The 24,461-nt window shown below is 55.8% G+C and carries 22 protein-coding genes, 1 pseudogene and 1 riboswitch; of the genes and pseudogenes, 13 read left to right on the forward strand and 10 right to left on the reverse strand.

Annotated features, from left to right (window positions below; translation table 11 throughout):
* The first annotated feature begins 2 nt into the window (after positions 1-2).
* The 3 genes from ACR0IM_RS09495 to ACR0IM_RS09505 are packed head-to-tail and all read left to right on the forward strand — an operon-like array spanning position 3 to position 2,572.
* A complete protein-coding gene (locus ACR0IM_RS09495; protein WP_480681686.1) occupies positions 3-365 on the forward strand; it encodes a hypothetical protein in 363 nt (120 codons plus the stop codon).
* Between the two features lie 21 nt (positions 366-386).
* Positions 387-1,232, forward strand: a complete 846-nt coding sequence (locus ACR0IM_RS09500) for a hypothetical protein (RefSeq protein WP_480681687.1) — start codon at positions 387-389, stop codon at positions 1,230-1,232.
* Positions 1,232-2,572, forward strand: coding sequence for a right-handed parallel beta-helix repeat-containing protein (locus tag ACR0IM_RS09505; protein WP_480681688.1), 1,341 nt, complete (start codon positions 1,232-1,234; stop codon positions 2,570-2,572). Before ACR0IM_RS09500 ends, ACR0IM_RS09505 begins: the two co-directional genes overlap by 1 nt.
* Here the strand turns inward: ACR0IM_RS09505 and ACR0IM_RS09510 are convergent.
* Positions 2,559-3,263, reverse strand: coding sequence for a VPLPA-CTERM sorting domain-containing protein (locus ACR0IM_RS09510; protein WP_480681690.1), 705 nt, complete (start codon positions 3,261-3,263; stop codon positions 2,559-2,561). The two genes, ACR0IM_RS09505 and ACR0IM_RS09510, sit on opposite strands and share 14 nt — an antisense overlap.
* A 1,235-nt stretch (positions 3,264-4,498) precedes the next feature.
* Between ACR0IM_RS09510 and ACR0IM_RS09515 the strand changes: the two genes are divergently transcribed.
* A complete protein-coding gene (locus ACR0IM_RS09515; protein ID WP_480591248.1) occupies positions 4,499-4,696 on the forward strand; it encodes a hypothetical protein in 198 nt (65 codons plus the stop codon).
* A gap of 125 nt (positions 4,697-4,821) precedes the next feature.
* On the opposite strand, the gene ACR0IM_RS09520 is transcribed toward ACR0IM_RS09515, so the two are convergent.
* The 5 genes and pseudogenes from ACR0IM_RS09520 to betI all read right to left on the reverse strand — a co-directional run bounded on the left by ACR0IM_RS09520 (position 4,822) and on the right by betI (position 9,727).
* Positions 4,822-5,925: a Hint domain-containing protein gene (locus tag ACR0IM_RS09520; RefSeq protein WP_480681691.1), complete on the reverse strand. Its 1,104-nt coding sequence runs from the start codon at positions 5,923-5,925 to the stop codon at positions 4,822-4,824.
* 306 nt (positions 5,926-6,231) lie between these two features.
* A complete protein-coding gene (locus ACR0IM_RS09525) occupies positions 6,232-6,783 on the reverse strand; it encodes a hypothetical protein (protein ID WP_480681692.1) in 552 nt (183 codons plus the stop codon).
* A gap of 218 nt (positions 6,784-7,001) precedes the next feature.
* Positions 7,002-7,331, reverse strand: a complete 330-nt coding sequence (locus ACR0IM_RS09530) for a hypothetical protein (RefSeq protein ID WP_480681693.1) — start codon at positions 7,329-7,331, stop codon at positions 7,002-7,004.
* A gap of 355 nt (positions 7,332-7,686) precedes the next feature.
* A pseudogene (locus ACR0IM_RS09535) lies at positions 7,687-8,217 on the reverse strand (AAA family ATPase).
* Between the two features lie 628 nt (positions 8,218-8,845).
* Positions 8,846-9,727 (reverse strand): transcriptional regulator BetI, encoded by an 882-nt coding sequence (gene betI / locus ACR0IM_RS09540; protein ID WP_480681694.1) that lies wholly within the window; start codon positions 9,725-9,727, stop codon positions 8,846-8,848.
* Here betI and ACR0IM_RS09545 point away from each other — a divergent pair.
* The 4 genes from ACR0IM_RS09545 to ACR0IM_RS09560 all read left to right on the forward strand — a co-directional run bounded on the left by ACR0IM_RS09545 (position 9,705) and on the right by ACR0IM_RS09560 (position 14,616).
* Positions 9,705-10,610, forward strand: coding sequence for an ABC transporter substrate-binding protein (locus tag ACR0IM_RS09545; RefSeq protein WP_480681695.1), 906 nt, complete (start codon positions 9,705-9,707; stop codon positions 10,608-10,610). The genes betI and ACR0IM_RS09545 overlap by 23 nt on opposite strands.
* 60 nt (positions 10,611-10,670) lie before the next feature.
* Entirely contained in the window at positions 10,671-11,750 is a 1,080-nt protein-coding gene (locus ACR0IM_RS09550; RefSeq protein ID WP_480641604.1) for a quaternary amine ABC transporter ATP-binding protein, read from the forward strand.
* Between the two features lie 4 nt (positions 11,751-11,754).
* Positions 11,755-13,818, forward strand: coding sequence for an ABC transporter permease (locus ACR0IM_RS09555; RefSeq protein WP_480681696.1), 2,064 nt, complete (start codon positions 11,755-11,757; stop codon positions 13,816-13,818).
* Between the two features lie 132 nt (positions 13,819-13,950).
* Positions 13,951-14,616: an amidase family protein gene (locus tag ACR0IM_RS09560; RefSeq protein WP_480681811.1), complete on the forward strand. Its 666-nt coding sequence runs from the start codon at positions 13,951-13,953 to the stop codon at positions 14,614-14,616.
* On the opposite strand, the gene ACR0IM_RS09565 is transcribed toward ACR0IM_RS09560, so the two are convergent.
* Positions 14,613-14,993: a hypothetical protein gene (locus ACR0IM_RS09565; RefSeq protein WP_480681697.1), complete on the reverse strand. Its 381-nt coding sequence runs from the start codon at positions 14,991-14,993 to the stop codon at positions 14,613-14,615. The two genes, ACR0IM_RS09560 and ACR0IM_RS09565, sit on opposite strands and share 4 nt — an antisense overlap.
* A gap of 183 nt (positions 14,994-15,176) precedes the next feature.
* A riboswitch (cobalamin riboswitch) is annotated at positions 15,177-15,389 on the forward strand.
* A gap of 212 nt (positions 15,390-15,601) precedes the next feature.
* On the opposite strand from ACR0IM_RS09565, the gene ACR0IM_RS09570 reads away from it, so the two are divergent.
* Genes ACR0IM_RS09570 through ACR0IM_RS09585 form a run of 4 tightly spaced genes read left to right on the forward strand, consistent with a single transcriptional unit; the run spans position 15,602 to position 18,288 of the window.
* The gene (locus tag ACR0IM_RS09570) at positions 15,602-15,739 is read left to right on the forward strand and encodes a hypothetical protein (protein ID WP_480591219.1); all 138 of its coding nucleotides are present in this window, start codon (positions 15,602-15,604) and stop codon (positions 15,737-15,739) included.
* The gene (locus ACR0IM_RS09575; RefSeq protein WP_480641601.1) at positions 15,739-16,497 is read left to right on the forward strand and encodes a metal ABC transporter ATP-binding protein; all 759 of its coding nucleotides are present in this window, start codon (positions 15,739-15,741) and stop codon (positions 16,495-16,497) included. Before ACR0IM_RS09570 ends, ACR0IM_RS09575 begins: the two co-directional genes overlap by 1 nt.
* Positions 16,490-17,392 carry a metal ABC transporter permease gene (locus ACR0IM_RS09580; protein ID WP_480591214.1) on the forward strand — a complete coding sequence of 301 codons (903 nt, stop codon included), beginning with the start codon at positions 16,490-16,492 and terminating at the stop codon, positions 17,390-17,392. The genes ACR0IM_RS09575 and ACR0IM_RS09580 overlap by 8 nt, the downstream gene beginning before the upstream one ends.
* Positions 17,389-18,288, forward strand: coding sequence for a metal ABC transporter solute-binding protein, Zn/Mn family (locus tag ACR0IM_RS09585; protein ID WP_480681698.1), 900 nt, complete (start codon positions 17,389-17,391; stop codon positions 18,286-18,288). The genes ACR0IM_RS09580 and ACR0IM_RS09585 overlap by 4 nt, the downstream gene beginning before the upstream one ends.
* Positions 18,289-18,998: 710 nt before the next feature.
* Here ACR0IM_RS09585 and ACR0IM_RS09590 read toward each other — a convergent pair.
* The gene (locus ACR0IM_RS09590; protein ID WP_480681700.1) at positions 18,999-21,371 is read right to left on the reverse strand and encodes a 1-deoxy-D-xylulose-5-phosphate synthase N-terminal domain-containing protein; all 2,373 of its coding nucleotides are present in this window, start codon (positions 21,369-21,371) and stop codon (positions 18,999-19,001) included.
* 14 nt (positions 21,372-21,385) lie between these two features.
* On the reverse strand, positions 21,386-22,585 hold the full coding sequence (locus ACR0IM_RS09595; RefSeq protein WP_480681701.1) for a methionine gamma-lyase: 1,200 nt from the start codon (positions 22,583-22,585) through the stop codon (positions 21,386-21,388).
* A 115-nt stretch (positions 22,586-22,700) separates the two neighbouring features.
* On the opposite strand from ACR0IM_RS09595, the gene ACR0IM_RS09600 reads away from it, so the two are divergent.
* Positions 22,701-23,156 carry an Lrp/AsnC family transcriptional regulator gene (locus ACR0IM_RS09600; protein ID WP_170554944.1) on the forward strand — a complete coding sequence of 152 codons (456 nt, stop codon included), beginning with the start codon at positions 22,701-22,703 and terminating at the stop codon, positions 23,154-23,156.
* Between the two features lie 503 nt (positions 23,157-23,659).
* Here ACR0IM_RS09600 and ACR0IM_RS09605 read toward each other — a convergent pair.
* Complete coding sequence (locus tag ACR0IM_RS09605; RefSeq protein WP_480681702.1) at positions 23,660-24,358, reverse strand: TetR family transcriptional regulator C-terminal domain-containing protein; 699 nt, start codon at positions 24,356-24,358, stop codon at positions 23,660-23,662.
* Positions 24,359-24,461: the final 103 nt, after the last annotated feature.

Below are 24,461 nucleotides of genomic sequence, written 5' to 3' on the forward strand. Positions count from 1 at the left end.
AAATGGCTTTTATGAACGATGAAGTGTTTGACCAGGGCCTTGATTGGGGCATCACCAACGGGACGCGCTTGCACCTTTGCAGCACCGATCCCAGCGGCACCTACGCGACCGTAACAGGCAATGACCTCGGCAACGCTGCCGTGACCCAAACGCAAGGGAACGGCGCAACTGATGGCCGCACCAATACTTGCCCGGAAACCACCATCACACCCTCCGGGACAGGTACAGCGACACATTGGGCGATCACCAACAACACCGACACCGTTGTTGCATCGGGCGCACTTTCCTCAAGCATCGCTGTGACCAGCGGCACAGACGTCACTGTTGCAGCCTTTGCGGCCTGCACCATCCGCGATGCGGCCTAATCTGAAGTAAGGAGGCGGTTCATGCCTAACGTAAAAGTAATTGACGCGGCGGCATGGGCCGCACTTCCTGAAATCAGCGTAATCGAGGGTGAAGACCTCGCCGGTAAGGGCATTGCAAGCGACACTTACCGTTGCATTCGCTCTGATGTGGCCTCCGCTGTTGTTTCACAACTTGCGGGTACAGGGGTGGAAAGTGATACAGAGGTGGGCGCGGCAAGCGTGAGCGCGGCGGCGTCTGGCATCTCTCTGGTATCCAGAACCACAGGCACAGTTCCGGCATCGGCAAGCAGCCACTCCATTACAATTCCAGGAACAGCTCAAGAAAATGACTTTGTCATTCTGTACATGGCGAATGACAGTGCGTGGTCAAGCAATCCCCCGGTCCAGTCGGCGGGGTGGGCCAATACGCAAGACAGTTGGGCCAGCACGGCACCCGCTGGGGGCTTTCAAACTAAGGTCATGGGGGCGACACCTGACACCTCAGTGCTGGTTGATGGCGCTGGCAGGATCAGCCCCTACATGCTTGAGATTTGGAGGGGCGTTGACACCACAACCCCATTGGACGGGGTGGCAGTTGGCACAGCGACCGGTGCTAACCCGCCCTCCATTACGACGAACACAAACGATGCCTTGTCCATTATCGCACACTTCCTAGATGACGATGACGCGGCGGGCACCGGCGCAGCGCCTAGCGGCTACACTGACTTTGCTCAGGCAGACTCGGGTCAATCCTCCGACAGCCTTGGCTCTACGATTTCTGTGGCTAGCGCGACCGTAGCAACGGCGGGCGCGGTTGATCCTGACGCATTCACCGGCCTGTCCACTGACTCTGAATGGGTGGCACACTTCGCGCTGAGGGCTTCGTAATGGCAAAAACCGAACCGGCAGCAGACGCAACAGCGGCCAACACGACAGCTTTGTATGCCCAACTTGCGACATGGGAGTCAGAGGGGCCGACTTCGGCTAAGGTAATTGAACTTACCGGACCAGGAGAAAGCGGCGGGCTGAATCTGGATAACTACACGTTCACCAATGAGGTAACGGTTCGTGGTCCAGTCCCCTCATCTCCCGGTGTCTACGCGGAGCGATGGGGCGGGGTGTCGATTGATGACTCGTCGAACGTCACCGTCGCATACATTAATTGCAACGGCGTGGACATGGAGAACTCATCCAATATCACTGTCCGAGATTGTGAGGTGAAAGGTTCGAGTCCGGCAGTTAGTGTGCTGTATGGAATTTACATCCGCAGTGGATGTTCTGACATTCAGATTTTGGACAATGCAATCAAGTGGTTCAACAAGAATATTCACAATCTTGGCGGATGTACTGATTTGACTATTCGGGGAAATGTCTTCCATGAGCCCTATCAGGATGACGTTACGATGGGTGCCGTCACGCGAATGGATTTCGAATACAACTGGTTTTCGCGCACCGAAGTTGCTTTGTCTGGTACGCACACGGATTGGGTTCAGTCCAAAACAAACGTAGCGATTGTCGATGCTAACTATGTCGGAAACGTCGGAATCGTTGGCACCACGGCATCCACCCCACAAAGACAGGCATTCTTTGGGAACGCTAACGAAACCAATACCGTCTATGATGGTAACATTGTCATCACCAATGCCGGGCAGGGAATTGAATCTGACGATGATGCAACTACCGGGTGGTCTACTGCTTCCATCATAAACAACACACTCTTGCGGATTGAGGACAGCCCCTGGAATCTGGGTAGTGCCCCCATCATAAGCGATGAAAACTCTGGCACGTCATCTAACGTTTCCTATGACCGCAACCTGCAAGCAACCATCGGGGTCTCTGGGTCCGGTGGAAGCTCGGGCACAAATGGAGAGAGAATAGACATCGGATATCCTGACGGGACGCCTAGCGGTTTCGGATGGGATGACTCAAGGGCGTTTGATGGGTATCACACTTATTTTGAAAACACGCAGTCTGCGCTGAGCAGCTTTTATGACCTACGCCCAAAGGTGGGAGCCCGGACACATTGGGATCACGTCAACCCTCTGGGCGCGACCCAGACCTACAAACGAGTTATCGAAGACGGCATTCATCCGGCAAATAACAACAACGCTGCGGCTCAATACTTCATTGATCAATATGACCCGTCTGAGCAACTGCCGAACAGCGGCGGAACGCCAACAATAAAGGACATTGGCCGAGCCATAACGCTCAGTATCAGTGTTTCTTAACCCGACTTCTGGCTACAAACCCCAGCCCCGCGAGACCTATTAAGAACATCGGCAATGACGCGGGAAGCGGAACCGGCGACGGATTCAACGTCACCTCAAGATTGTCCATTTGGTATTCCGCGCACCAGAAGAAACACCAAGCCGTATTCGGTTGAAGGATATCACTCGGTTCTACACCAATCACAAAGGTTTGAGGAATACTCAGGCTGATCAACAGGCGGTCGATGTTTGCGAACGCACTGGAAAATGCCATGTTGCTCGCCCCCAATATATCCCAGACTTGGCTTGCTACCTCGTGACCGTCTCTGAGTCCGGTGAAAGTCAGATACGGGATCGGCGGGGTTCCTGACATTGCCCACTGATTGACTTCTGGTGATCCGTCAAATTCTCTGGCCGCGCCATCCCCGGTCATTTCAACGCGCGAGTATCCGACTAAGTCGATATCGTGCGGAGTGAAATGCGCGCCGTTTTGGGCGTAGATGGCGGTCTCTAGGATTCCGCTATCGTCGTGCAGGGCAATATGCCTCCCACTCAGGTAATCTAAGTCATAGAGATAGTGAAATCCCTGGCTTTCACCCACAAGGGTGTCACCCCCGGCTGTTTCTCCGGTTGGATTGTGATCGAAAGTGACCGTCAACGCCCCCGCACTGGTTGCGAATAAACAGGCTATCGCCGCAAGAAAAATGCGCATCGTTACCCCCAAAAGAATCAACTAATAGGCGTAGGGTAGCACCGTTCATGAAATCGACAAAATCCCGGCCTAAATGGTCGGGTGTTCTTTTCTGCGTTTAAGGGTGTATGAGTTATGAATGCTCGTCCTATACCTCACATGCCCCTGCGGCCACACCGGCATGACCCGGAATGAAAAGGCTATCGAAGCCCACAAGACAGTGACGCCATTCCGCGCCAAGTGCAGCAAGTGCGGTAGGCGTGGACCCTCTGACCAGTTCCAGCGCAGCCTGTCGTTCTACAAGGACGTGAACCCTTACCGGCAGTCAGAGGGGGTGGAGGGGTAGGGACGCAACCTTAGAAATCGACACGATGGCAACCAGGGGGCGCTTGGTGCGGGTCCAAGGACCAATCAGCAAACCAGCCTTGATTGAATCCACACGGCTCATCGTTAATGTGGTGCCATTCTGTTAAAGGATTTCTCACCCTGAGAGGGCCTTCCCTGAAGGAAAAGGTGTACCCATCAATCGTTTCCGTCTCAGGTAGCAATTCACCCTCGTAGAACTCCCGAAGTGAGGTTTCGTTTGTTGCCGCTAATGCAATCGATCCCTCTTCGGCCCCCTGAAAGATGCTATTTAGGGCAAGGCAATAAACGCGATACTCTCTCACGTCTCTAAACTCAAATTCCATACTGGCTGTTCCTTTTCACTGTTTCCCGGTTTCTGCCTTTGTTCCCGCTATGTCTTGGGAAATAAAAAGGCTAAGTGATTGCTTTCTAACGATCCGCGCAAAATTTAGGTTCTGGCGCCGCAAGGCGTGGGGGTTCAAGTCCCTCCACCCGCACCACGATATCATTGTACATTCTGATACTGTTGTTATTGGCTTCTGACTTGTCATTCGGCATCAAATTGGCCGCCTAATCTTCAGTCCGGCCTTCGATTCAGGCGCGAACCTCTGAGACCTTCCGAAGGACCATGCGACGCGAATTTCAGGCTAAGGTGTCTCGTTTTCTGCAATGGGGGCGCGGTAACACCTTATTCAATTCGCCCTGTTTCAGCATTCCAAGCGTTTGCACAATGCCTTGGAAGGCGCGCTGTTGTCTCGTGCGTGTCACGACGATTTTCGAGTTTACCGGCAAGTGATGCGGTATCCCGTTTCCCTACCCGCTAACCTTAGATCTGGCGCGCGCTACTAAACAATGCTCCAAAACCGAAAAAGTCGACTATACTCCAAGCCATCAGTAGACAGGAGATTGCCATGCTTTATCCACTTGCAACGCTTGAGGCCGACAAGCTCAACGCTGTTCGGGCGCTGGAACAGGAGATTGGACGCCCGGTTGTCGCGCTTGCCGCTATCGAGGCCGATACGGCCAATCTGCCGAAAGATGACCTGAAAAAGTTGCAAGCCCTGGAAGATGAGCTTGACGTCGTTCTTGTCGCAGTGCGGCCGAGCTAGGTGCTCTGAAAACCTGTAGGTTTGTCGCCCGGGCAGTTGCTCGTTGCTGGGGACAGCCTGTTTCAACAGTTTGGCCAGAGTGGTAGCATAACAGGCAGGACCAAAAGCTGGGCCACCGCAGCACCTTAGGCGGCCTTGATGTAAGTGCCTGAGTTTTTTGTCCAAGGCCGCGACACCAGCAACGACGCCTCAAATGATTTCAGAACCGGACGGGCGGCTTCAAAGCTTGGCCCGATTTTCACATCGAGTTCGGGAAACAAAGTCTGGACTTCTGCGACGCTCTCTTCGTTCAGTGCGGCCATGCCTGTTTTTCCCAATAGCAGGCTTTCCGACGCGACGCCATTGGCCCAGACGATCTGGTGCTCATCAAAGAGCAGATGGAAGTACTCAACTTCCCCACCTTTCCGTACAGACACTCCGTCACCGTCGATCAGATGAGCGGCAGCGGCGAAAACCTGCGGGCATGCGAAATTCAATTCGACCTCGGCACCTTGCAGCAGGATGCGATGCTGCGGACTGACTTCCAGCGTCTCCTTGGCGCCCAGAAAGCCTGCGCGAATTTTGATTGGCGCGAATTTTCCGATGGCCGCCATGGTTCGACGACCAATCCAGCGTATCGGTTGCGCGCCGTTATCCATGGTCAGCACCAGATCTCCAGCCCGCAGGTCTTCAATCGGTCGCGGCCCATCCGGGCAGGCGATCATTGCGCTTTTTGCAAAACACAATGGATCGGAAACGACCCGTTCCCCGAACATTGAGTACCCGGCGTTGAATCCGTTTGAATAAACCGGTGACACTAGCTGAATTGACACGATCGCATGTTCCTCGATCGCGTCCTGATCAGTGTTTTCCTCGAATTCCGGTGACCAGTACGTATTGCCGTTTGTATCCTGGAAAACGACAGCCGAGATATTTGCGGTGGTGCCGTCATTGTACGTGATGACCGCATTAAATATCATCGAGGCATCAAAGGTTTGAGGCGATCCTCCGTCGATGCTGAACTGGTCGTTCGAGACGTTGTTGTCCAGATCATAGGTGTTTGCATCCCCACCGCTGAAACCGTTGCCCGCCTCGGCAAACGTCTGCCTGCTGTCATAAAGCGGATCACCAACAGAGCCATAAGTGCCAAGGGCCGCATTCACATTGGTGGTCGAAAGGGATGTGTTACCCTCAACGGTGTCCCAGATTGGCAGGGTTCCGAGGGAGAAGACGGTAAAAGTGGTCGCCATGCGTTACTCTTGAAACAAAAAATCGTACGGTAGCAATTAGCCTTCAATCCCGAAGAAGTTCAAGTTTCAAATCATAAAGTAGTTATTTTGCAGGCCAAAGGCCCGTGCAAGCCCAGTTGCTTGGGTGCGACAACACCGGTTTTCAGGCCCGAGCGATCATCATTCGAGTCGCCTGATCACTTACATCCCTGGTCGAAGGTACTTGGAGCGTTTTTGCGCTCCAATCTTCCAAAACTGTTTTGGGATTAATCGAGGAACGCCACCTAGCGGAGCGCCATACCTCATTGGAACTGCTGCAGAAAAGGTTCAATAGTCCTTTCTGAGAGTCGCAGCCTTGTGGTGTTTCGCGGCTTTTCTGAAATACATCTGATTGCTCACCAGCAGAAGAACTGCACCGACCATCACAAACCTGAGCTTCCCATCCGAGATCCCCCCGTGGCCAAAGTAATCCGGGATGTCGCTGGCGGACATGTACAGGAACTGTGCCGGGAGGAGATACAGTGTGGCCGTCTTGAAATTTTTGTTATCAGCAATGTACCCCACTCGGTGAAACCAGCCGGTCAGAGGTTTGCGGTGCATCTCGATCGCGGCCAACAAGGCATGCGCATCCTGACTGTTGGGCGAGAGGGCCAGTGCGCTGAGGGCGGCCTTCTGCGCTTTGTCAAAGTCGTTCCGGACCCAGAACGCCCAACCGATGGCGATATGGTTCGGGCTGTTGTTCGGCGCGATTCTGAGCGCCGCATTGGCGTGCTGTTCTGCTGACCCGGCATCCTGACGCAGGGCTTCGTCCAGGGACACTGCCGCTGATTTTGTATCGTCAAAAACCGTATCCAGCATGGATCGAAGCACATGCGTCATGGGTAGAGCCGGGTCCAGAGGCAAGGCCGTGTCCAGTGCGCGGGACGCAGCGAATTACTTGCACAGACCAAACAGGCAGACCGCAAGATGCGCGTGGATAACGTGGCATTCCAGTTCATGCTTCAACGCGTTGCGAAAATGCCCGAGCGCGTTGGTTTAGTCGCCCCGTGGAGAGGCGGCGATGGCCAGCGGAAAGTCTCTGTCGGAGCGCATCATGATCAGTTTATAAAACAAGCCAGGCCACCCGTCGCCTCGCCCAAAGGTGGAACGATGGCAAGCAAAACGGCGGTGACAAACCAGGACCCGATGAGGAACAGAACGGCAAAGGGCAGTCGCAGGTGTGTCCGTCCTGTTGTCATCTGATTCAGGGGATAGAGTTGTCGCTGGACTTGAAAACAGTACCCGGACGCAATGACTGCGACCACCAGAACCACGTTCAGCAGAACCTGATTACCCAGACGTTCAGTGCTGCCCATTTCGAAACTGTCCTTGATGAAATCGATCAGCATCAGCACTGGGGCGCAGAACAGGGCTGAGGCCAGCAGCACGCGGCCCTGTTGTTTCCGGTCGCGGTAGCCCAGAGAACCTGCGTTACAATACAGCCAAAACCGGGCCCGCCATAAAGCTGACAATCCAGACCACGAAAGGTGCCGTTATTTCGTTGGGGCTTGCTTCGGCAAGCGTGTTATCCGCAATGTCCAACTGCATCATCTGCGCCCGTTTGATTTGAGAAAGGCCAGAACATCATTATAACGCCCGCTTTCATTGCCATAGGTTGCATGGTGGCGGGCTGTCGTCAGCCAGTCGATTGTGGAGGGGCCGGCTTGATCGTCTGCAGCTGCTAGCATCTTCATGCTAATCGGTACTTCGCATCCCTGAGACAAGGTCGCATCAATCGCCAGATCAGTTGCGGTTTCGATGATCTGTGCCAGATCCGCACCGGAATATTAGCTTGTGGCGGCAGTGGTCCTGTGAAAGCGGATATTGGCTTCGGCCGGGCGACCGGTAAGTTCCAGCCGCAGGATCGCCTCCCGCGCCCGGGCATCCGGCGGCGGCACAAAGAACAGCCGATCGAACCGCCCCGGGCGCAGAAATGCAGAATCCTTCGACTAGGGTTAGTTGCGGCCAGCACCAAAACACCGTCATTCCGCTGGCTGACGCCATCCCTTTGGGCCAGAAAACGACTGACATCTGCGAAACATAGGTCGAGCTGTGTCCGGGTCGTTTCGATCCCAGCGCATCGATCTTGTCGAAGAACTGGATGGTCGGAGTGTTGTTGCGCGCCTGCTCGAAGATAGAGGTCAAACGTTGTTCAACCACGCCCCTATAAGGGTCACGAATGTCCGAGATCGCAACGGCCTGAAATCGCGCGGCTCATTCCCCGGCAGCTGCCCGTGCGATGATGGTTTTGCCGCATCCCGGCGGACCACACATCAGGACGCCCCCGCCGGATATTTTCCTGAGCCGCAACAGCAGCCCTGACTGCTTAAAGGGCGCAATGATGCGCCTCTCTGTGTCGCGTTTTATATATTCTAGCCCGCCGACGTCAGCGAAAGAGATTTGCTTGTTATCCTCTTCGGATTCGGCCGCGGGTTGCCCGTCAATCACCTGCAGGCTGACGGCATTGCCGTCTGCCTCATCGGATTCTTGTTCCTGAGGTGGATCTTGTTCCTCGGGTCCATGGAAAATGCTCGGCAACGCTTGTCTGACTCCAAAATTCGGCGTCCTTGGTCAGTCCAGCGCCCGCAAAGACCTGTGAAACCAAGGTTCGGTCATCGGCAGCCTTCACATCTTCAGGCTGAATGCAGAAAGCCAGTTCCAAGGCACGGCTGTCCAGATTTAACGCCATCGCACGTCGCATCACAGCCAACCGAAGCGTCCCGTTTCCGGGCGCGGCATCAAGACGCCCTAACAGGGTTTCAAATGACTCTTCAGGTAATTCCTGTCTCCGAATTATACTGGTCGAGGTCTACGCGAAAAACAGCGTCAAACTGTGTCGGATACCAGCCCAAATCGAGTCAATGTCACCGGCGCAAATGCCGCAACCTTTTGTTGTCTTGCCTCAAACTTTGAACAGGATATCGCTGATCTGCGCGATCTTTTCACGCGCTGGTTGCAGATCTGCGGAGTCGACTGCTGTGTCGCGGAACAACCGGTTCAGTGCAAACTCCATATGAGACAGTGCTTCGGTCGAAGACATCGGTCGAGCCTGTAACGCGGCCCGCATCCAGATCCCGTCGATTAGCGTTGTCAGGTTAAAGGCGACCTGTTCTGCCAATGCAGGCTCAACCATACCGCGCAATACGCTCATCAGGTTGCTGTGCATGCGCGAATGGATGACATTCTGGATGCGTAAATATTTGGCGTTTTGCGGCACCTCCGCGCACAGGAAAATCCAGGCATTGCAGATTTCGTGTTGAAAGAGCGTCGGGGCAAAATTGCCGTAAATGATTGCGTATAGCCGTTCCGCCGGTGTGTCGCTATGCGCGAATAACGCGGTCACACAACGGCGGGCTTCAGCGTTGGATTCACGCAAAACAGCCTCGAACAGTGCTTCTTTACCTGGAAAGTAATGCTGCACGACACCTTTGGATAACCCGGCCTCTTTGGCGACCTTGTCGAAGGTTGTCCCGGAGATTCCATGAACTTTGAGAACTTCAAAGGCCGCCTCGGTCAATTGCTTGCGACGCATGTTCTTGATGGACTGCTTTCTCATGTTAGGATCGCTTTCATGCTCAGCGTATTGGACACGAAAGTACCATTCGAGAAGGCAAAAAACAAACACTGTTGACAAAAAACAGTCTGATGCATCAAAATACCTGCAACTGTACTGTTTTTTGAAACGGACACAAAAGGCCGAAAACGGCCGACGCACCAACGGAGGTTTAACCATGAAATTTTCACACAAACTGAGGCCTGCTTTGCTGGCTTCCGCGACGCTCATGTTGATGCAGGGTGCGGCGCTGGCCGATCCGATCAAGATCGCGGTCAACGAATGGACCGGCCAACATATCTCCGCCCATTTCGCGGGCGCGCTGTTTGAAGAATTGGGCCACGAGGTCGAATACGTCACCGCAGGTGCCGTGCCGCAGCTGGCCGCAATTGCCGAAGGCAGCCTGCATTATCAGCCCGAGCTGTGGACCAACAACGTGGGCGATATCTACCCCAAGGCCGTTGAGGCCGGGGACATTATCGTTGTCGGCGGACTGGGGCTCGAGCCACAGGAAGGCTGGATTTATCCCCCGTACATGGCTGATCTCTGCCCGGGTTTGCCTGCTTATGAGGCGCTCTATGACTGCGCGCAGGCCTTTGCCGCCGCAGACACCTTCCCTGATGGCCGTTTGATCACCTATCCGGCGGACTGGGGGACCCGTTCGGCCGATCTGGTCGAACTGATTGACCTGCCGTTCAAACCGGTGCCCGGTGGCTCGGAAGGCGCGATGCTGGCCGAGCTTAAAAGTGCCGTGGCTGCAGAGCAACCGATCCTGATGATGATGTGGCAGCCGCATTGGGTGTTTGCGGATACCGAGGTTGAATGGGTCGAATGGGACACGCCGCACGGAACTTGTGACGAGACCAGCCAGAAACGCGGTGAGGCCTGTGGCTTCCAGCAGGCGACCGTCGACAAGATTGTCGCCAAGGATTTCGCTTCGAGCTATCCGGATGCGATGAAAATGGTCGAGCTGATGAGTATGACCAACGACGTGCAGAACGCTCTTATCCTGGAAGTGGACCAGAACGGGCGCGAAGTGAAAGAGGTCGTGGCCGAATGGATGGGCGCAAACCAAGACGTCTGGCAGCCTTGGGTTGAAGCCGCAAAGCAATAAACACCACTGACTCCGGTGGAGCATGTTTTTGCGTGCTCCACCTTATTCAAGGCTGCCGAAATGACCACATCTTCCCCGACCACCACCCCGAAACTGTCCTGCAAACATGTCTGGAAGCTCTACGGCAAGGGGGCGGATCAGCATCTCAGCAACGTCGACGTCGCCGGGCAGGGGCCCGATGAGGCCACGGCGCTGGCGCAACGCATTCGCGAGGGAGGTGGCATCGTCGCCTCGACCGATGTCAGCTTTGACGTCATGCCGGGCGAAATTTTCGTGATTATGGGCCTGTCAGGCTCGGGCAAGTCCACGATCGTGCGGTGCCTGTCTCGCTTGGTCGAACCCACCGCCGGAGAGATCCTGCTGGATGGAGAGGACTTGCTGAAAGCGTCCTCGAAAGAGCTGATCGACATTCGTCGGCACAAGATGGGGATGGTGTTCCAGAGCTTTGGCCTGATGCCGCATCTGAATGTTCTGGAAAACGTGGCGTTTCCGCTGAAATTGCAGGGTCTGGACGACAAAGAGCGTCTGGAACGCGCCGAGCGGGTGATCTCGCTTGTCGGTCTGGAAGGCCGGGAAGCCAGTTTCCCCAGCCAACTTTCGGGCGGTCAGCAGCAGCGTGTCGGCATTGCGCGGTCGCTGGCCGTGGAACCCGAGGTCTGGTTCCTCGATGAACCCTTCAGCGCGCTTGACCCGCTGATCCGGCGCCAGATGCAGGACGAATTCCTGCGGCTGCAGCAGGAACTGCACAAATCCATTGTCTTCATCACCCACGATTTCCTTGAGGCACTGCGCATCGCCGACCGGATGGCGATCATGAAGGACGGTGCGGTTGTTCAGATCGGCCGCCCGGTTGATCTGATCCTGAACCCGGTTGATGACTATGTGCGCGAATTCACCAATGACGTCCCTTGGGAGCTTATCCTGACCGCAGGCGATGTCGCTTCGGACGACAGCCCGCCCGCTGGGATCAAAGAGGTTCCGGCCTCGACCAACGTGGCCGATCTGCTGCCCTATCTGGCCTCACATGACACGGGCGTCGCGGTGCGCCGGGACGACAATGCGCTGGTGCACATGACCAGTCAGAACGTAATCGCCGCTTTGGCCAGCGGTGTCTCGGACGCCTCTGCGGTCAAGGACTGACGTCATGGATACAGCTTCGAACAGATCGCTGGTGGTCTGGCTTGCGGTCACGGTTCTGGTGGCAGTTTGCGTTGTGTTTGCCAAGAATCTCGGGCCGCTGGTGACCTATCCCGATGCGCTGGTCCTGCCAGTTACTGATCCGATGAATACCGCGATGCGGTGGTTCGTCGTGACATTCGGGTGGTTCTTCAAAGGCATATCCTGGCTGCTGGACTGGCCGATCCTGCTGGCCAAGACGGTGCTGCACGCGGTGCCATGGGCGGCCTGGTTCGTTCTGTGGGTCTTTCTGGCCTTGCGGGCCGGGGGCAAGGGACTGGCGATCTTCACAGCTGCCAGCTTGCTTTACATGGTGACGTTTGGGTTCTGGACTCAATCGATGAACTCCTTCGCGCTTGTGGTTGTGTCGATTCCAATGGCGGTTGCCTTGGGTTTTGCGCTGGGAACATGGGGGTTCATGTCAGAGCGGGCCTATCGGATCATCATGCCGATCCTCGACCTGATGCAGACTGTGCCCGCTTTTGCCTACTTGCTACCAATCCTGCTGCTGTTCGGCTTTGGCACAACTGTCGGTCTGGTCGCCTCGATCCTGTTTGCCTTCCCGCCGATGGTGCGCAACACCATCGTCGGCCTGCGCGGTGTCCCGGATGAGGTCATCGAGTCCGGCCTCATGAGCGGCGCCACCCCATCGCAACTGTTCTGGCGCGTGCGGGTACCGACCGCGCAGCGGCAAATCCTGCTGGGTGTGAACCAGACGACAATGGCGTCACTGTCGATGGTCATCATCGCCTCGATCATCGGCGGCACCAACGATATCGGCTGGGAAGTGCTGTCGACCATGCGCAAGGCGCAGTTCGGAGAAAGTCTGCTGGCGGGGATCGTGATCGCGCTTATGGCGATGGTGCTGGACCGGATTACATGGGGATTTGCGGTACAGTCTAATTCGACGCAACGCAAAGCGACAGGCTGGATAACCTGCGCCGTTCTATTTGGCGCGGCTTGGCTGCTGGCTTTGGTCTTTTCACCGCTCAAGGACTGGCCCGAGGCATGGGTCCTGAACCCGGCCCCGGCGATGAATGCAGGTCTGGAGTGGGTCTTCGTCGAGTTCCGGACAGTACTTGAGGCAATCAAGCGGGCGGCGCTGTTCTACCTGATGCTGCCGATCAAAATCGGCCTGGTTAAGGCTGTCAGCCCCTTTACCTGGGGCTTCGCAATGACCCCGGCTGTAACTGTTGGCTACGCACTGATCGTTGCAGCGGTAACGGGATATATGGCCTTCAAGGGGCGGTTGCTGCAGGCTCTTTGGGTGATCCTGTTTGCCTTGGTTCTGTATTCGGGACTGTCCGGTCTGGCATGGGTTGCGCTTTGCGCGATCATCATCGCATTGGCCTGGCAGGCGGGGGGAACGAACCTTGCGCTTTGGGCGCTGGCCGGGGTCGCATTCCTGTTGCTGACCGGAATATGGGAGCCTTCGGTCGTCTCCCTCTACCTTTGCGGAGTAGGTGTGTTGCTGTCTTTCCTGTTCGGCAGCGCCATCGGCATCTGGGCGTCCGAGAATGACACCATATCGCGCATTGTTCGGCCGGTGATCGACACCTTGCAGACGATGCCGCTGTTCGTGATCCTCATCCCCTTTGTGATGGTGTTCAAAATCGGTGAATTCACCGCACTGCTGGCCATCATCGTCTATGCGATCGTCCCCGCGATCCGCTATACCGAACACGGTCTGCGCAATCTGCCCCATGACGTGATCGAGGCTGCGACGGCCATCGGGACAACACCCCGCCAATTGTTGTGGCAGGTAAAACTGCCGCTGGCCGTGCCGTCGATCATGCTGGGGCTGAACCAGACGATCATGTTCGGCATTTCGATGTTGGTGATCACCGCGCTGGTGGGCACCGACGATCTGGGACAGCAGATTTATATCGGCCTTGGGGACGGTGATTTCGGGGTTGGCATGACCGCGGGGATTGGCATGGCGATCATAGCCATGATCGCCGACCGCATCACGCAAGGATTCAGCCAGCAGATCCAAGCACGCCTTGGTGTGAAACTGGACGCCGCCGCCTGAAAACAAGGTAAGCAGCATGGATAACGCAGCGCCCAAACCAAACGTTGACCTCGATCTGTGTTAGATGACAGCGACCCAAGCGCTTGCTGCGTTTCGCGCGGGCCTCCTGAAACCCAGTGATCTGCTTCAGGTATTGATTTCCCGGATAGAGCAGGTCAATCCGGTGATCAATGCCCTGACCGACATAACTATTTCGATAAGGCGCGGCAGCAGGCACTTGTTGCCGACGCGGCCTATGCGGATGGTTCGGCCAGCGGAGCGTTTCTGGGCATCCCGGTGCTGGTCAAAGATGCCCAGCGTGTAAAAGGCAAACGCACGACGCATGGGTCCCTTCTGCACATAGATGTCGCGCCTGACGAGATGTCGGACCCGATGGTCGAACGCTTGCAGGATGCTGGCGCGATCATTCTGGCTCGTACATCGGTGCCAGAGTTCTGCATTTCGGGCGTGTGTCGCAGTCGGATCTGGGGCAATACAGTCAACCCGTTCAATCCTGACTATGGAACCGGAGGATCGTCGGGCGGATCAGGGTCAGGGCTGGCGGCGGGTTTCGCACCAATTGCAACCGGAACGGATATCGGCCGGTCGATCCGTATCCCGGCCAGCTGTTGTGGGATTGTGGGGTTCAAGCCACCGCACGGGCGCAACCCCGACGGTCCTCCCGCAAATTTCGACCGTTACAACCATTGCGGCCCGCTTGCCCGTTCGATCACGGATCTGGCTTTGGTGCAGGATGTGGTGTCGGGCGTAGATCGGACGACCAGTTCCAGAACCCTGATAACCGACAATTTTTTCTAGTTGAAGTGCGGAGAATACTGCATCGGGATTTGGTCTTGGGAAACACCCTTCTGAGAAAACTCATCAGCATGTCGGTTAATGTGTCGCGATTCCGCAGCGCCGTTAACTGTCTCCAACCGAACTGTCCGACCGTCGGTTAGTTTCTGGATGGCCACCACATTCTCAGGAGTGAACTTAGTTCCGCTCGCCCGCAAGTTGTCGATTAGCTGTGTTCTATTTTGTGCGCTATTGGGAAGGCTGAGCCGCAGCAGTTGATCACGCGTCAATTCAAGCAGTGCGGTTGACGGCAGCTTTAGGCCATCCAAGGCATCAAAGCTGCTTGCTTGAGAACGGTTCCGGTTCACTCTTTCAAAGGTGCCGCCCATTAATTTTTTCACTGCGACTGTTCCGGTACCTTAGGAAAGTCGTCTGCCGCAGTCGCAATTAGAACGGCTGCAATGTGATCGATCTTAGACTGAGGCGTCAAATCGGAGCGACAGAGATTTGTCCAATGTTGTGCAGCCCCCAACTCCTTTTTGCTTCCAACGCCAAATTGAGCGCTTGGAGAATCAACTTGATTCGTGTTTGGTGCCTGCGATGGTTCCCGGCCGCTTTGTGCGATCCGGGATAAAAGGGAATACGGTGCGGTCCCTGCTAAAGAGGCCAAATCCGTGACTGCCCCCGCAACTGTAGGCGGTGAGCGACCCGAGATCGTCCACTGGGCATTCGCCTGGGAAGGATCGGGATAGCGTTGACCCGCAAGTCAGGAGACCTGCCATCCGACAATGAATGAACCTGGGCGGGGTGTCCCAGAGGGAGATGACAATGTTTCAAGCGGCCTTAGCCGTCGAAAGACTTGCACTCGCTTCGCCCCCGCGCAAACGGAGGAGGCGATGCTGTTGTCATTGCAGAAATCTGAAGCTCGACCCTGCACAATCTACGGGGTCATCGTCCCCTCACCAGTGTTTTTCAGCAAAGCTTCCGCTTTAGACGCGGGAGAAACCCGATGACCCGGCGCGCGGCGGATTCTGACGCCGTTTCACAGCGGGGCCGCTGCCTGACCGAGTTCAGCATACCGGTGTTGGTTGCAGGCGCTTTGGCCCTGTCCGCCTTGCTGTGGCTGGCAATTATTTCGGTGATCTGATGTCGACCGTTCTTCAAATCCGCGATCTTACTCTTGGTTACCGCGACCTGACATTGTTCCGGCGCCTGTCCATGGATATCGACGCTGGCACAACTCTGGCCGTTCTGGGGGCCAACGGGTCGGGCAAAAGCACCTTTGTCAAAATGCTGCTGGGGCTCATGGATCCGCTCTCGGGCAATCTGAACTGGCCCAAGGGCCGCCCAGCGGAAATCGGCTATCTGGCGCAAATGACCGAGTTCGACCGACGTTTTCCCATTCGCGTGCGCGATCTGGCCGCGATGGGCGCGTGGCGTGGGTTTGGTTTCCGCTCGGGGCTGGACAGTGCCGCACGCGACCGGATGATGGCAGCGCTGGACGAGGCCGGTGTACTGGATATTGCCGACCGCCCCCTACACATGCTGTCGGGTGGTCAACTTCAGCGTGCTTTGTTTGCGCGGGTCATTATGCAGGACGCCCCGTTGATCCTGCTAGACGAACCCTTTGCCGCCGTAGACCAAAGTACCGAGGCGCATCTTCTGTCGATTATCCGCCGCTGGCGCGACGAAGGTCGTGCCGTAGTGCTGGTGGTGCATGATCTGTCATCGGTTCTGGATCACTGCAGCCATACCCTGCTGCTGGGCGGTCAGGAAGCCACCCATGGCACGGTGAACGATGTCCTGACCCCCGACAGGCTGGTCGCGCAGGGATACCTGTCCGAAAGCCAAGCATCCTGGATGTTCCGAAGCAACCCATCCACAGCGGAGACAGCGCATGTTTGAACTCCTCACTGAAATGTGGAGCTTTGCCTTCATGCGCCGTGCATTTGTGGCAACCACGGTCCTGTCAGCCTCGGTCGCGCCGGTAGGGGCGTTCCTTGTCCTGCGCCGATTGTCGCTTGCGGGTGAGGCCATGGCCCATGCGATCACGCCCGGTATCGTCATAGGCTTTGTGACTGCGGGACTGTCAGTCATGTCCCTGCTGATTGGAGGATTGATTGCCGGGGTCGGTGTTGCCATCCTGACAGCGTTGCTGGCCCGACGAACCATTTTGCGCAGTGATGCCAGCCTTGCATCGCTCTACTTGATCGCGCTGGCGGTGGGCATTTTCATCCTGTCCGCCGCCGGGTCCGCCGTTCCACTGAAAAGCTTTCTCTTTGGCTCGATCCTTGGGATCGACGATGCCTCGATGCTGCTTGTGGGTGGCGTCGCGACGGTGACGCTGGTCGCGTTCGCTTTTCTGTTGCGCCCCCTGATAGTCAGCACCTGCGATCCGGTGTTTTTTGAGACCCAGACCCGCCGCCCCTGGTTGGTCGATCAGGGTTTCATGCTGTTGCTGGTTCTGAACCTGCTGGCCGCATTCAAAACACTGGGTACGCTGATGGCCGTAGGCCTGATGATCCTGCCCGCGACTGCGGCCCGTTATTGGGCCAGTACGATCACCGCCCAGCTGGTTCTAGGTTTCATCTTCGCCTTGTCCAGCTGCTGGATCGGTCTGACCCTGTCCTACCTGTTCCCCGACACACCTTCGGGTCCGGCCATCGTGCTGGTTGCAGGTGCTTTTTTCCTGTTCTCGGCCATATTCGGCCCGCTTGGTTTTGGCGGACGGCTGCGCAAACCGTCCGTTTCAAAAGACCTCACCGTTGCGCAAGTTCCACAAGAAGAGAGAGCACAATGACTCTTACGAAATCCCTCTATGCTGGTGTCGCCTCGGCCTCCCTTGCCTTGGCAGCGTTTCCGGCTGTGGCTGGTGAAAACGATGTGAAAATTGTCGCCAGCTTCTCGATCCTTGGTGACATGGTCGAAGAGGTTGTCGGTGATCTGGCCACTGTGACGACCATCGTGGGCCCCGACGCCGACGCGCATGTCTACCAGCCGTCGGTCGCCGACGCGAAGGCCGTCGCCGAAGCGGACATCATCTTTGTCAACGGTCTGGGTTTTGAGACTTGGTCCGACACTCTGATCTCGGAGTCTGGTACTGAGGCTACCGTGCATGTCGCAACCGAGGGAGTCATCCCGGTCAAAGTCGATGGTGAAATCGATCCTCATGCCTGGAACTCTCTGTCGAATGGTGTGGTTTACGTAACCAACGTGGCGGATGCGATGAAAGAAGCACTGCCCGAACACGCCGACCAGATCGCCGCCAACGCCAATGCCTTTATTGCCGAGTTGGAAGCGCTGGATGCGGAAACCAAAGCCAAGCTGGCTGACCTACCCGCAGATCGCCGCACTGTGGTGACGGCACATGACGCGTTCGGCTATCTTGCAGATGCGTACGGAATGAACTTCCTGGCACCCGTCGGTATCGACACCGAAGCAGAACCTTCGGCGCGAGAGCTTGCTGTTCTGATCGACCAGCTGAAAGCCGAGGGCGCGGCGGCGCTGTTTGTTGAAAACATTACCAGCCCCGCTCTGGTTCAACAGATTTCGGACGAAACCGGCATCGAGATTGGCGGCCGTCTGTTTTCGGACGCCCTGTCCGAGCGTGGTGGCCCGGCGACCAGCTACTTGGCAATGTTCCAGCATAACTTGGGCACACTGCTGGAAGCTTTGTCCCAAGAAGCAGCCAGCTAAAGCAGTTTCTTGCGCGAGCTGGTTCTCGACATGACCCTCGAGAGCCGCTCCACGCTTAAACTACGGGGCTGCCTCGTCGCGGTCGCCCAACAAAATCAGTTTTGTCCGCGATTTTTGAATTCGTTCATTCGATGAATTTGTTCGAGCAGCGAGTGACAGGTTCGGCGGATGCACTGCGGCACGCTTTGCTCCGGTTGAAGCATGATAGTCGGCAGATAAAGGCTGATAGTCGATGTTTTCTGCAACGCGTCATCGTACAGACCCGCAGCCTAGGGTCAAACTTCGTTGAAGTAGCAGCGTTTAGTTTGGTGTTCATTCTGAAGCTGAACGTTCATATGTTTTAGGCCCAACTATGACGGTTGGACCAGGTTTGCGTGACATTCACCACCAGAGGTAACTTTTTTGGCGGAAAGGTAATTTAATTGGTCATAAGGCAGAATAACTCTAAATTCGACACCTTGTTTTATTGGTCGGAGTGAGAGGTTTCGAGCCTCCCACCGCTGCCTCCCGAGGACCGGTGCAGAGGGCTAAGCCATTTATTTTTAGTCAAAGGAGCCCTGTTTTTCGGGCGTCATCTCCAATCAAACCAGCCAAGTTCAGGTTCGGTAGGTTCATTGAACCTAAGAGCACTGTCTACATGTCCGGATAGTTATCTTGGTCTATGATCAGTGCTAGTTTGTTCTCTACATTATTGTCCAGGTCCAGCCCACTTATGCACGGTGAAGCGCCCTGCCATGGGTCAGGCCATTCACTTTCTCCAGAATGGCGTCTGCGTCAATGCAATGGTGGCGATATAGATCGCCGATCGTTCCGGTCTGACCAAAATGCTCGACGCCCAAAGGAATGGTCTGATGTCCAAGCACAGCCCCCAGCCAGGATAGAGTTGCAGGATGGCCATCGATAACGGTGACGAGCTTGCAATGTGGCGGAAGGTCGGACATCAGGGTTTCGATGTGAGAGCGTGCCGACCGGGTACCGCGAGAACGCGCTCGTTGAGCGGCGGTCCACCCGGCATTCAGGCGATCTGCCGATGTCACGGCCAAAACACCTATATCGCGACGGCCCTCGCCAATCATGCCGGCGGCTTTGATTGCCTCTGGCGCGACGGCCCCTTGATAGGCGACAACAACTTCGCAATTGGGTCCTGGTTTTCGTAACCAATAAGCGCCATCGATGGCCCCTTGGCGAAATTCGTCGTCTACGCGCTTGCCGGGCTGTTCGATTGGATTGGTGGTCAGCCGCAGATAGACGGACCCTCCGGTTTCATCGCGAAGCCAGGTGCGCTCGTCCGGTTGCCCTTCGCCGTCGCGCTGCATGTAATCAAAGGCCCACTCCATGATCACCGCCAGCTCGTCGGCAAAGGCGGGTTCAAAAGCGGCCAACCCGTCCTGGCTCATCCCGATGAGCGGCGTTCCAACGGATTGGTGTGCTCCACCTTCGGGTGCGAGGGTGACGCCCGATGGTGTGCCAACCAGCATAAAGCGTGCGTCCTGATAACAGGCGTAATTCAGAGCATCGAGGCCGCGGCTGACAAAAGGATCGTAAACGGTGCCAATCGGGATCAGTCGCTTGCCGAACAGGGAATGCGATAGACCCGCCGCTCCCAGAAGCAACATGAGATTCACTTCGGCGATACCAAGCTCGATATGCTGCCCTTCCGGCGTGAACTCCCATTTTGCGGTTGATGGGATCCGGTGTTCTATGAAGGCGTCGGATTGTTCGGAACGGGCAAACAGTTTGCGCCTGTTCACCCAAGGACCAAGGCTTGTTGTGCCTGTCACATCTGGGGAAGTCGTCACTATGCGTCCGGCCAATGGGCTGTCGCCTTTTGACAGATCGTCAAGAATCTTGCCAAACGCCATCTGGGTCGAGATTTCGCGACTGGTGTCGATCCCGATTGGAGGCACATACAACTTGTCATCAAAATAGCGGCGCGTACCTTTGGCAAAAAATGGCGTGTTGGCCAGAAAACCCTTGTACGTGTCTGGGTCCCGTACTGTCGCAAGCGGCTCCCATTCTTCGCCTTCCGGCACTCCCATATGCGACTGCCACGCAGCAAACTGGCTATTGTTCATCAGCCCGCCGTGATTGTCCTTGTGGCCCGCAATGGGGGTGCCCCATCCTTTGACGGTATAGGCCAGAAAACATGTTGGGCGATCATGATCGATGGCGGCAAATGTCTGGGCCATCGTCTCGACGCAGTTGCCACCAAGGTTTTCCATCAGGGCAGCAAGTTCCGCGTCCGTGCGCCTTTCGATCAGGGCGGTCACGTCTCCCTGATCCCCCAGATCGTCCAAGAGACGCTGACGCCAGTTCGCGCCACCCATGAAAGTCAAAGCAGAGTAGTCCTGGTTGGGGCACGCGTCGATCCAATCACGCAGGCGGTTGCCGCCGGGCTCTTCAAAGGCCGCGCGTTGCAGAACCCCATACTTTACACGCACGACATCCCAACCGAACGCATCGAAGATCTTCTCGATCCGTTCGAACAGCCCTTCCCGGACGATACCGTCCAGTGACTGTCGGTTGTAGTCGATGATCCACCACGTGTTTCGCAGGTCGTTCTTCCAGCCTTCCTGCAACGCCTCGTAAACGTTTCCTTCATCCAGTTCGGCATCGCCCACGAGGGCTACCATACGTCCCATTGGCGCATCTGAGCCCCAGCTTTTGGCCTTGATGTAGTCTTGAATGATCGAGGCAAACGAGGTGATCGCAACACCCAGACCCACCGACCCGGTCGAGAAATCAACATCGTCGATATCCTTGGTCCGGCTGGGATAACTTTGCACCCCCCCGAATCCGCGAAAACTCTCCATCTTCTCACGTGTTTGATTGCCCATGAGATAATGCATCGCGTGAAAAACTGGCGAGGCATGGGGTTTGACTGCAACCCGGTCTTCTGGACGCAAGGCCGAGAAATAGAGCGCGGTCATGATCGAGACCATCGAAGCAGACGAAGCCTGATGGCCACCGATCTTGATCCCATCCACCTTCGGTCGAACATGGTTGGCATGGTGAATCATCCAATGAGACAACCAGAGCAGGCGCTGTTCCACAATCTTCAGTTGGGTGGGATCAATGTGCATGGCGGTCTCCGGGTTCAGGCGGCGCTGCGGGCAGGGTAGGGCAAAGCTTGCTCCAGGTCTGCAAGGATATCTTCGACATCCTCCAGCCCGACGGACAGACGGATCAGACCATCGCTGATGCCATGCTCGGCCCGCTCTTCCGAGGTATACGTCGAATGGGTCATGGATGCGGGGTGCTGGATCAGTGTTTCCGCATCGCCCAAGGACACCGCGCGCTGGATCATGTTCAAGCGGTTCATGAAATCGATCCCACCGGACAGGCCGGACTTGATTTCAAACGCTATCATGGCGCCGGGTTGGGACATCTGGCGCTGCGCGACATCATGCTGGGCGAAACTCTCAAGCCCGGGGAAGTAAACTTCGCCGACGGCGGGATGTGCTTCGAGGAAGTCCGCGACGACCATGGCGGACGCACAGTGACGATCCAGACGCAGGTTCAGTGTCTTCAGACCACGCAGGATCAGCATCGCGTTGAAAGGGGCCATTACCGCGCCGGTCATGTCTTTCATCCCAACAAGGCGGATCTCAGCAATCTGTTCAGCGGTTCCTACAACAAGACCCGCGACCACATCACCATGCCCGCCGAGGTATTTAGTAGCGGAGTGCAGAACGATATCTGCCCCAAGTTCAATCGGGCGGGTCAGATACGGGCTGGCATAGGTGTTGTCGACTACGACTGTTGCACTGACCGAGTGCGCAATTTCGGCGCTGGCGGCGATGTCCACCAAGCGCATGTTCGGATTGGCCGGAGTTTCAAAATAGACAACGCGGGTCTTGTCGGAAACGGCCGCTTTCAGGTTCTCAGGGTCTGTCATGTCGACATGTGTGATCGTGACCCCCCACTTCGCCAAACCATGACGCAGGAAGGCGAAGGTGCAGCCATAGAGCGTTTTGTCCACGATGACTTCGTCCCCCGGCGACAGCAGGGTCCAAAGCACTGCCGTGATCGCCCCCATGCCGCTTGAGAGAGCTAGTCCAGCCTCGGCTCCCTCAAGTACGGCAATACGTTGTTCAAGAAGGTCGCATGTGGGGTTTGAAATACGGCTGTAGATATGACCTTCACGCTCACCGGCGAACAACTCTCCACCAGCTTCTGCGGTTTCGAACGTAAACGTGGACGTCAAATGTAGCGGTGGTGTCAGCGCGCCGTCATTTTCCAGAGGATTGTAAGCATGGTGAATGGCGCGGGTGGCAAATCCGGTTGAACGGGTCATTACAAGCTCCTGATTCAGTTTGAAGCCAGTTTGCGCCTTTACTTTGAGCCATTGGTTGCGAAAAATACCAATGTGGTAATGAAAATTAGCATAATCTGCTAAGCAAGAGGGTGAAATGGACGCTAAGGACAGGCAGATCATTCGAGCGCTGCAGCGTGACGGGCGCATGACGAACCAGGATCTTGCCGACGAGGTGAACCTGTCCCCGTCACCGTGTTTGCGCCGGGTCAAAAACCTTGAAGCCAACGGAGTGATAAAGGGATACAGCGCCGACGTTGACGCTGCCGCGTATGGGATGGCCATTACCGTCTTCGTGCGTATCCGGTTAGAGCGACACAATGAAACGGACGTTCAGAACTTTGAAAAACGTGTTCGGATGATCGATGAAGTTCTTGAATGCCACGTGCTGACCGGGGCAATGGACTATCAGTTGCGGGTTTTGGTGTCGGACCTTGAGGCTTACGAGGAGTTTATTCGCCACCGAATTCATCCGATTGGTGGGATAGCCTCGATCGACACCAGCTTTGTCTATGGAACGGTAAAAAAGACAGCTGTTTTTCCGCCCGGATAGATAGACCGAGTTAGAATGGGTTGTTATCAAACGGCTAAACATCTTAGCTGTTTGATTTTTTCCGGCTGCATTTTCCCATTGTCAGCATCGCTATAGTGCGGAGCTCTTGCATAAAGCTGCCAGCGCGTTGGCGTTCGGTAAGTACTCAGGTTCAACGAACCTCGGATCACTGTCTCGAATACAACAAAATATGGGCTTTGGAAGCCGACCATTGCACTTAAGTGGCAGATGGCGCTGCAATAACGTTGCGGTTTCATTGCGAGCAAATCATGCGACACGTTCCCATTCTCACCATCGCTATAGCGAAAACATGCAGAGCGTGCTGTATCACTTCTAAGAGGATAGCGATTACGCCATAGTCTTTGTTGAGCAAAGTCCAAGAGACAAGTTTGATTGCATTATCCGAAGAGAGGCTGATCGAATGATCAGCTTGAAAGTAAAAGCTGCATATTCTTCGGCGGCCCTTAGAGTAGTCTAAGAAGTTTGCAGGGCTGCTGATTGGTCTACTTCCCAATCTTTGTTTGGAATGCTTCCGCATGGTTAGGGAATAGCGTTTGAAGGAAATTTAGTGTCTGTGTCAGCGCCCCTTCACGTGAGTAGATGTGTGGGAACAGATGCAGTTTCTGCCAGTAACCGTCCGTCAGCGTATCGATCCAGCCGCCAGCTAAACTGGCCCTGTCAGGGTCGTCCGGCACCAGCTGATGGCAGATCTCGCTGAGCATCTTGGACCGTTTGTCCTCAAATTCGCGGTTGATTTCGGCATATTGTGGAACAAAATTCTGTTCCCCGAAGAAGGCAAACCAGATGGCGAGGGCATTGGAGTTGCAGATTTTGGGGCTAAAATCCGCCTCGATGATTGTGCGCAACCGGGTCGCGGGGTCTTCTGGTGCCTTGCCCAACGCCGCCACCCAGTGGGCCTCGTAGGATTGGTACTGATCCCGCAGTGCTTCGGTAAGGATCCCGGTCTTGGACTTGAAATAGAAGACTGCCACGCCTTGGGACAGCCCGGCCTCGTTGGCTACTGTCGCCAGCGTTGTCTTGGCGAGCCCGTTAGTCACAATCGACTTAAGAGTCGCATCGAGAATCTGACGCCGTCGCATGTCGGCGTTTTCCTTGCGTTCCTTGCGCGGCTTCCTGCCGCTGCCCTTAGATGCCACCATGAGAAATCCAAACCAAACTTCAACTTTTCCCTTTTTCCACAATTCTCTGTTCCTGTCAGCCCACTTATTTTTATTTGAGCGCTCAAAAAAACTTTACGAAAAATATCTTCTCCTCTACGCTCCACCTGACGAAGGTCGAGCCAGG

This window comes from Ruegeria sp. BF6 (assembly GCF_056538665.1).

Excerpts from the sequence above, each read along its gene's own strand:
- ACR0IM_RS09495 (WP_480681686.1), top strand. The coding sequence starts at position 3 with ATGGCTTTTATGAACGATGAAGTGTTTGACCAGGGCCTTGATTGGGGC.
- ACR0IM_RS09500 (WP_480681687.1), top strand. The coding sequence starts at position 387 with ATGCCTAACGTAAAAGTAATTGACGCGGCGGCATGGGCCGCACTTCCT.
- ACR0IM_RS09505 (WP_480681688.1), top strand. The coding sequence starts at position 1,232 with ATGGCAAAAACCGAACCGGCAGCAGACGCAACAGCGGCCAACACGACA.
- ACR0IM_RS09510 (WP_480681690.1), bottom strand. The coding sequence starts at position 3,263 with ATGCGCATTTTTCTTGCGGCGATAGCCTGTTTATTCGCAACCAGTGCG.
- ACR0IM_RS09515 (WP_480591248.1), top strand. The coding sequence starts at position 4,499 with ATGCTTTATCCACTTGCAACGCTTGAGGCCGACAAGCTCAACGCTGTT.
- ACR0IM_RS09520 (WP_480681691.1), bottom strand. The coding sequence starts at position 5,925 with ATGGCGACCACTTTTACCGTCTTCTCCCTCGGAACCCTGCCAATCTGG.
- ACR0IM_RS09525 (WP_480681692.1), bottom strand. The coding sequence starts at position 6,783 with ATGACGCATGTGCTTCGATCCATGCTGGATACGGTTTTTGACGATACA.
- betI (WP_480681694.1), bottom strand. The coding sequence starts at position 9,727 with ATGAGCGTCGCGGAAGCCAGCAAAGCAGGCCTCAGTTTGTGTGAAAAT.
- ACR0IM_RS09550 (WP_480641604.1), top strand. The coding sequence starts at position 10,671 with ATGACCACATCTTCCCCGACCACCACCCCGAAACTGTCCTGCAAACAT.
- ACR0IM_RS09555 (WP_480681696.1), top strand. The coding sequence starts at position 11,755 with ATGGATACAGCTTCGAACAGATCGCTGGTGGTCTGGCTTGCGGTCACG.
- ACR0IM_RS09570 (WP_480591219.1), top strand. The coding sequence starts at position 15,602 with ATGACCCGGCGCGCGGCGGATTCTGACGCCGTTTCACAGCGGGGCCGC.
- ACR0IM_RS09575 (WP_480641601.1), top strand. The coding sequence starts at position 15,739 with ATGTCGACCGTTCTTCAAATCCGCGATCTTACTCTTGGTTACCGCGAC.
- ACR0IM_RS09580 (WP_480591214.1), top strand. The coding sequence starts at position 16,490 with ATGTTTGAACTCCTCACTGAAATGTGGAGCTTTGCCTTCATGCGCCGT.
- ACR0IM_RS09585 (WP_480681698.1), top strand. The coding sequence starts at position 17,389 with ATGACTCTTACGAAATCCCTCTATGCTGGTGTCGCCTCGGCCTCCCTT.
- ACR0IM_RS09590 (WP_480681700.1), bottom strand. The coding sequence starts at position 21,371 with ATGCACATTGATCCCACCCAACTGAAGATTGTGGAACAGCGCCTGCTC.
- ACR0IM_RS09595 (WP_480681701.1), bottom strand. The coding sequence starts at position 22,585 with ATGACCCGTTCAACCGGATTTGCCACCCGCGCCATTCACCATGCTTAC.
- ACR0IM_RS09600 (WP_170554944.1), top strand. The coding sequence starts at position 22,701 with ATGGACGCTAAGGACAGGCAGATCATTCGAGCGCTGCAGCGTGACGGG.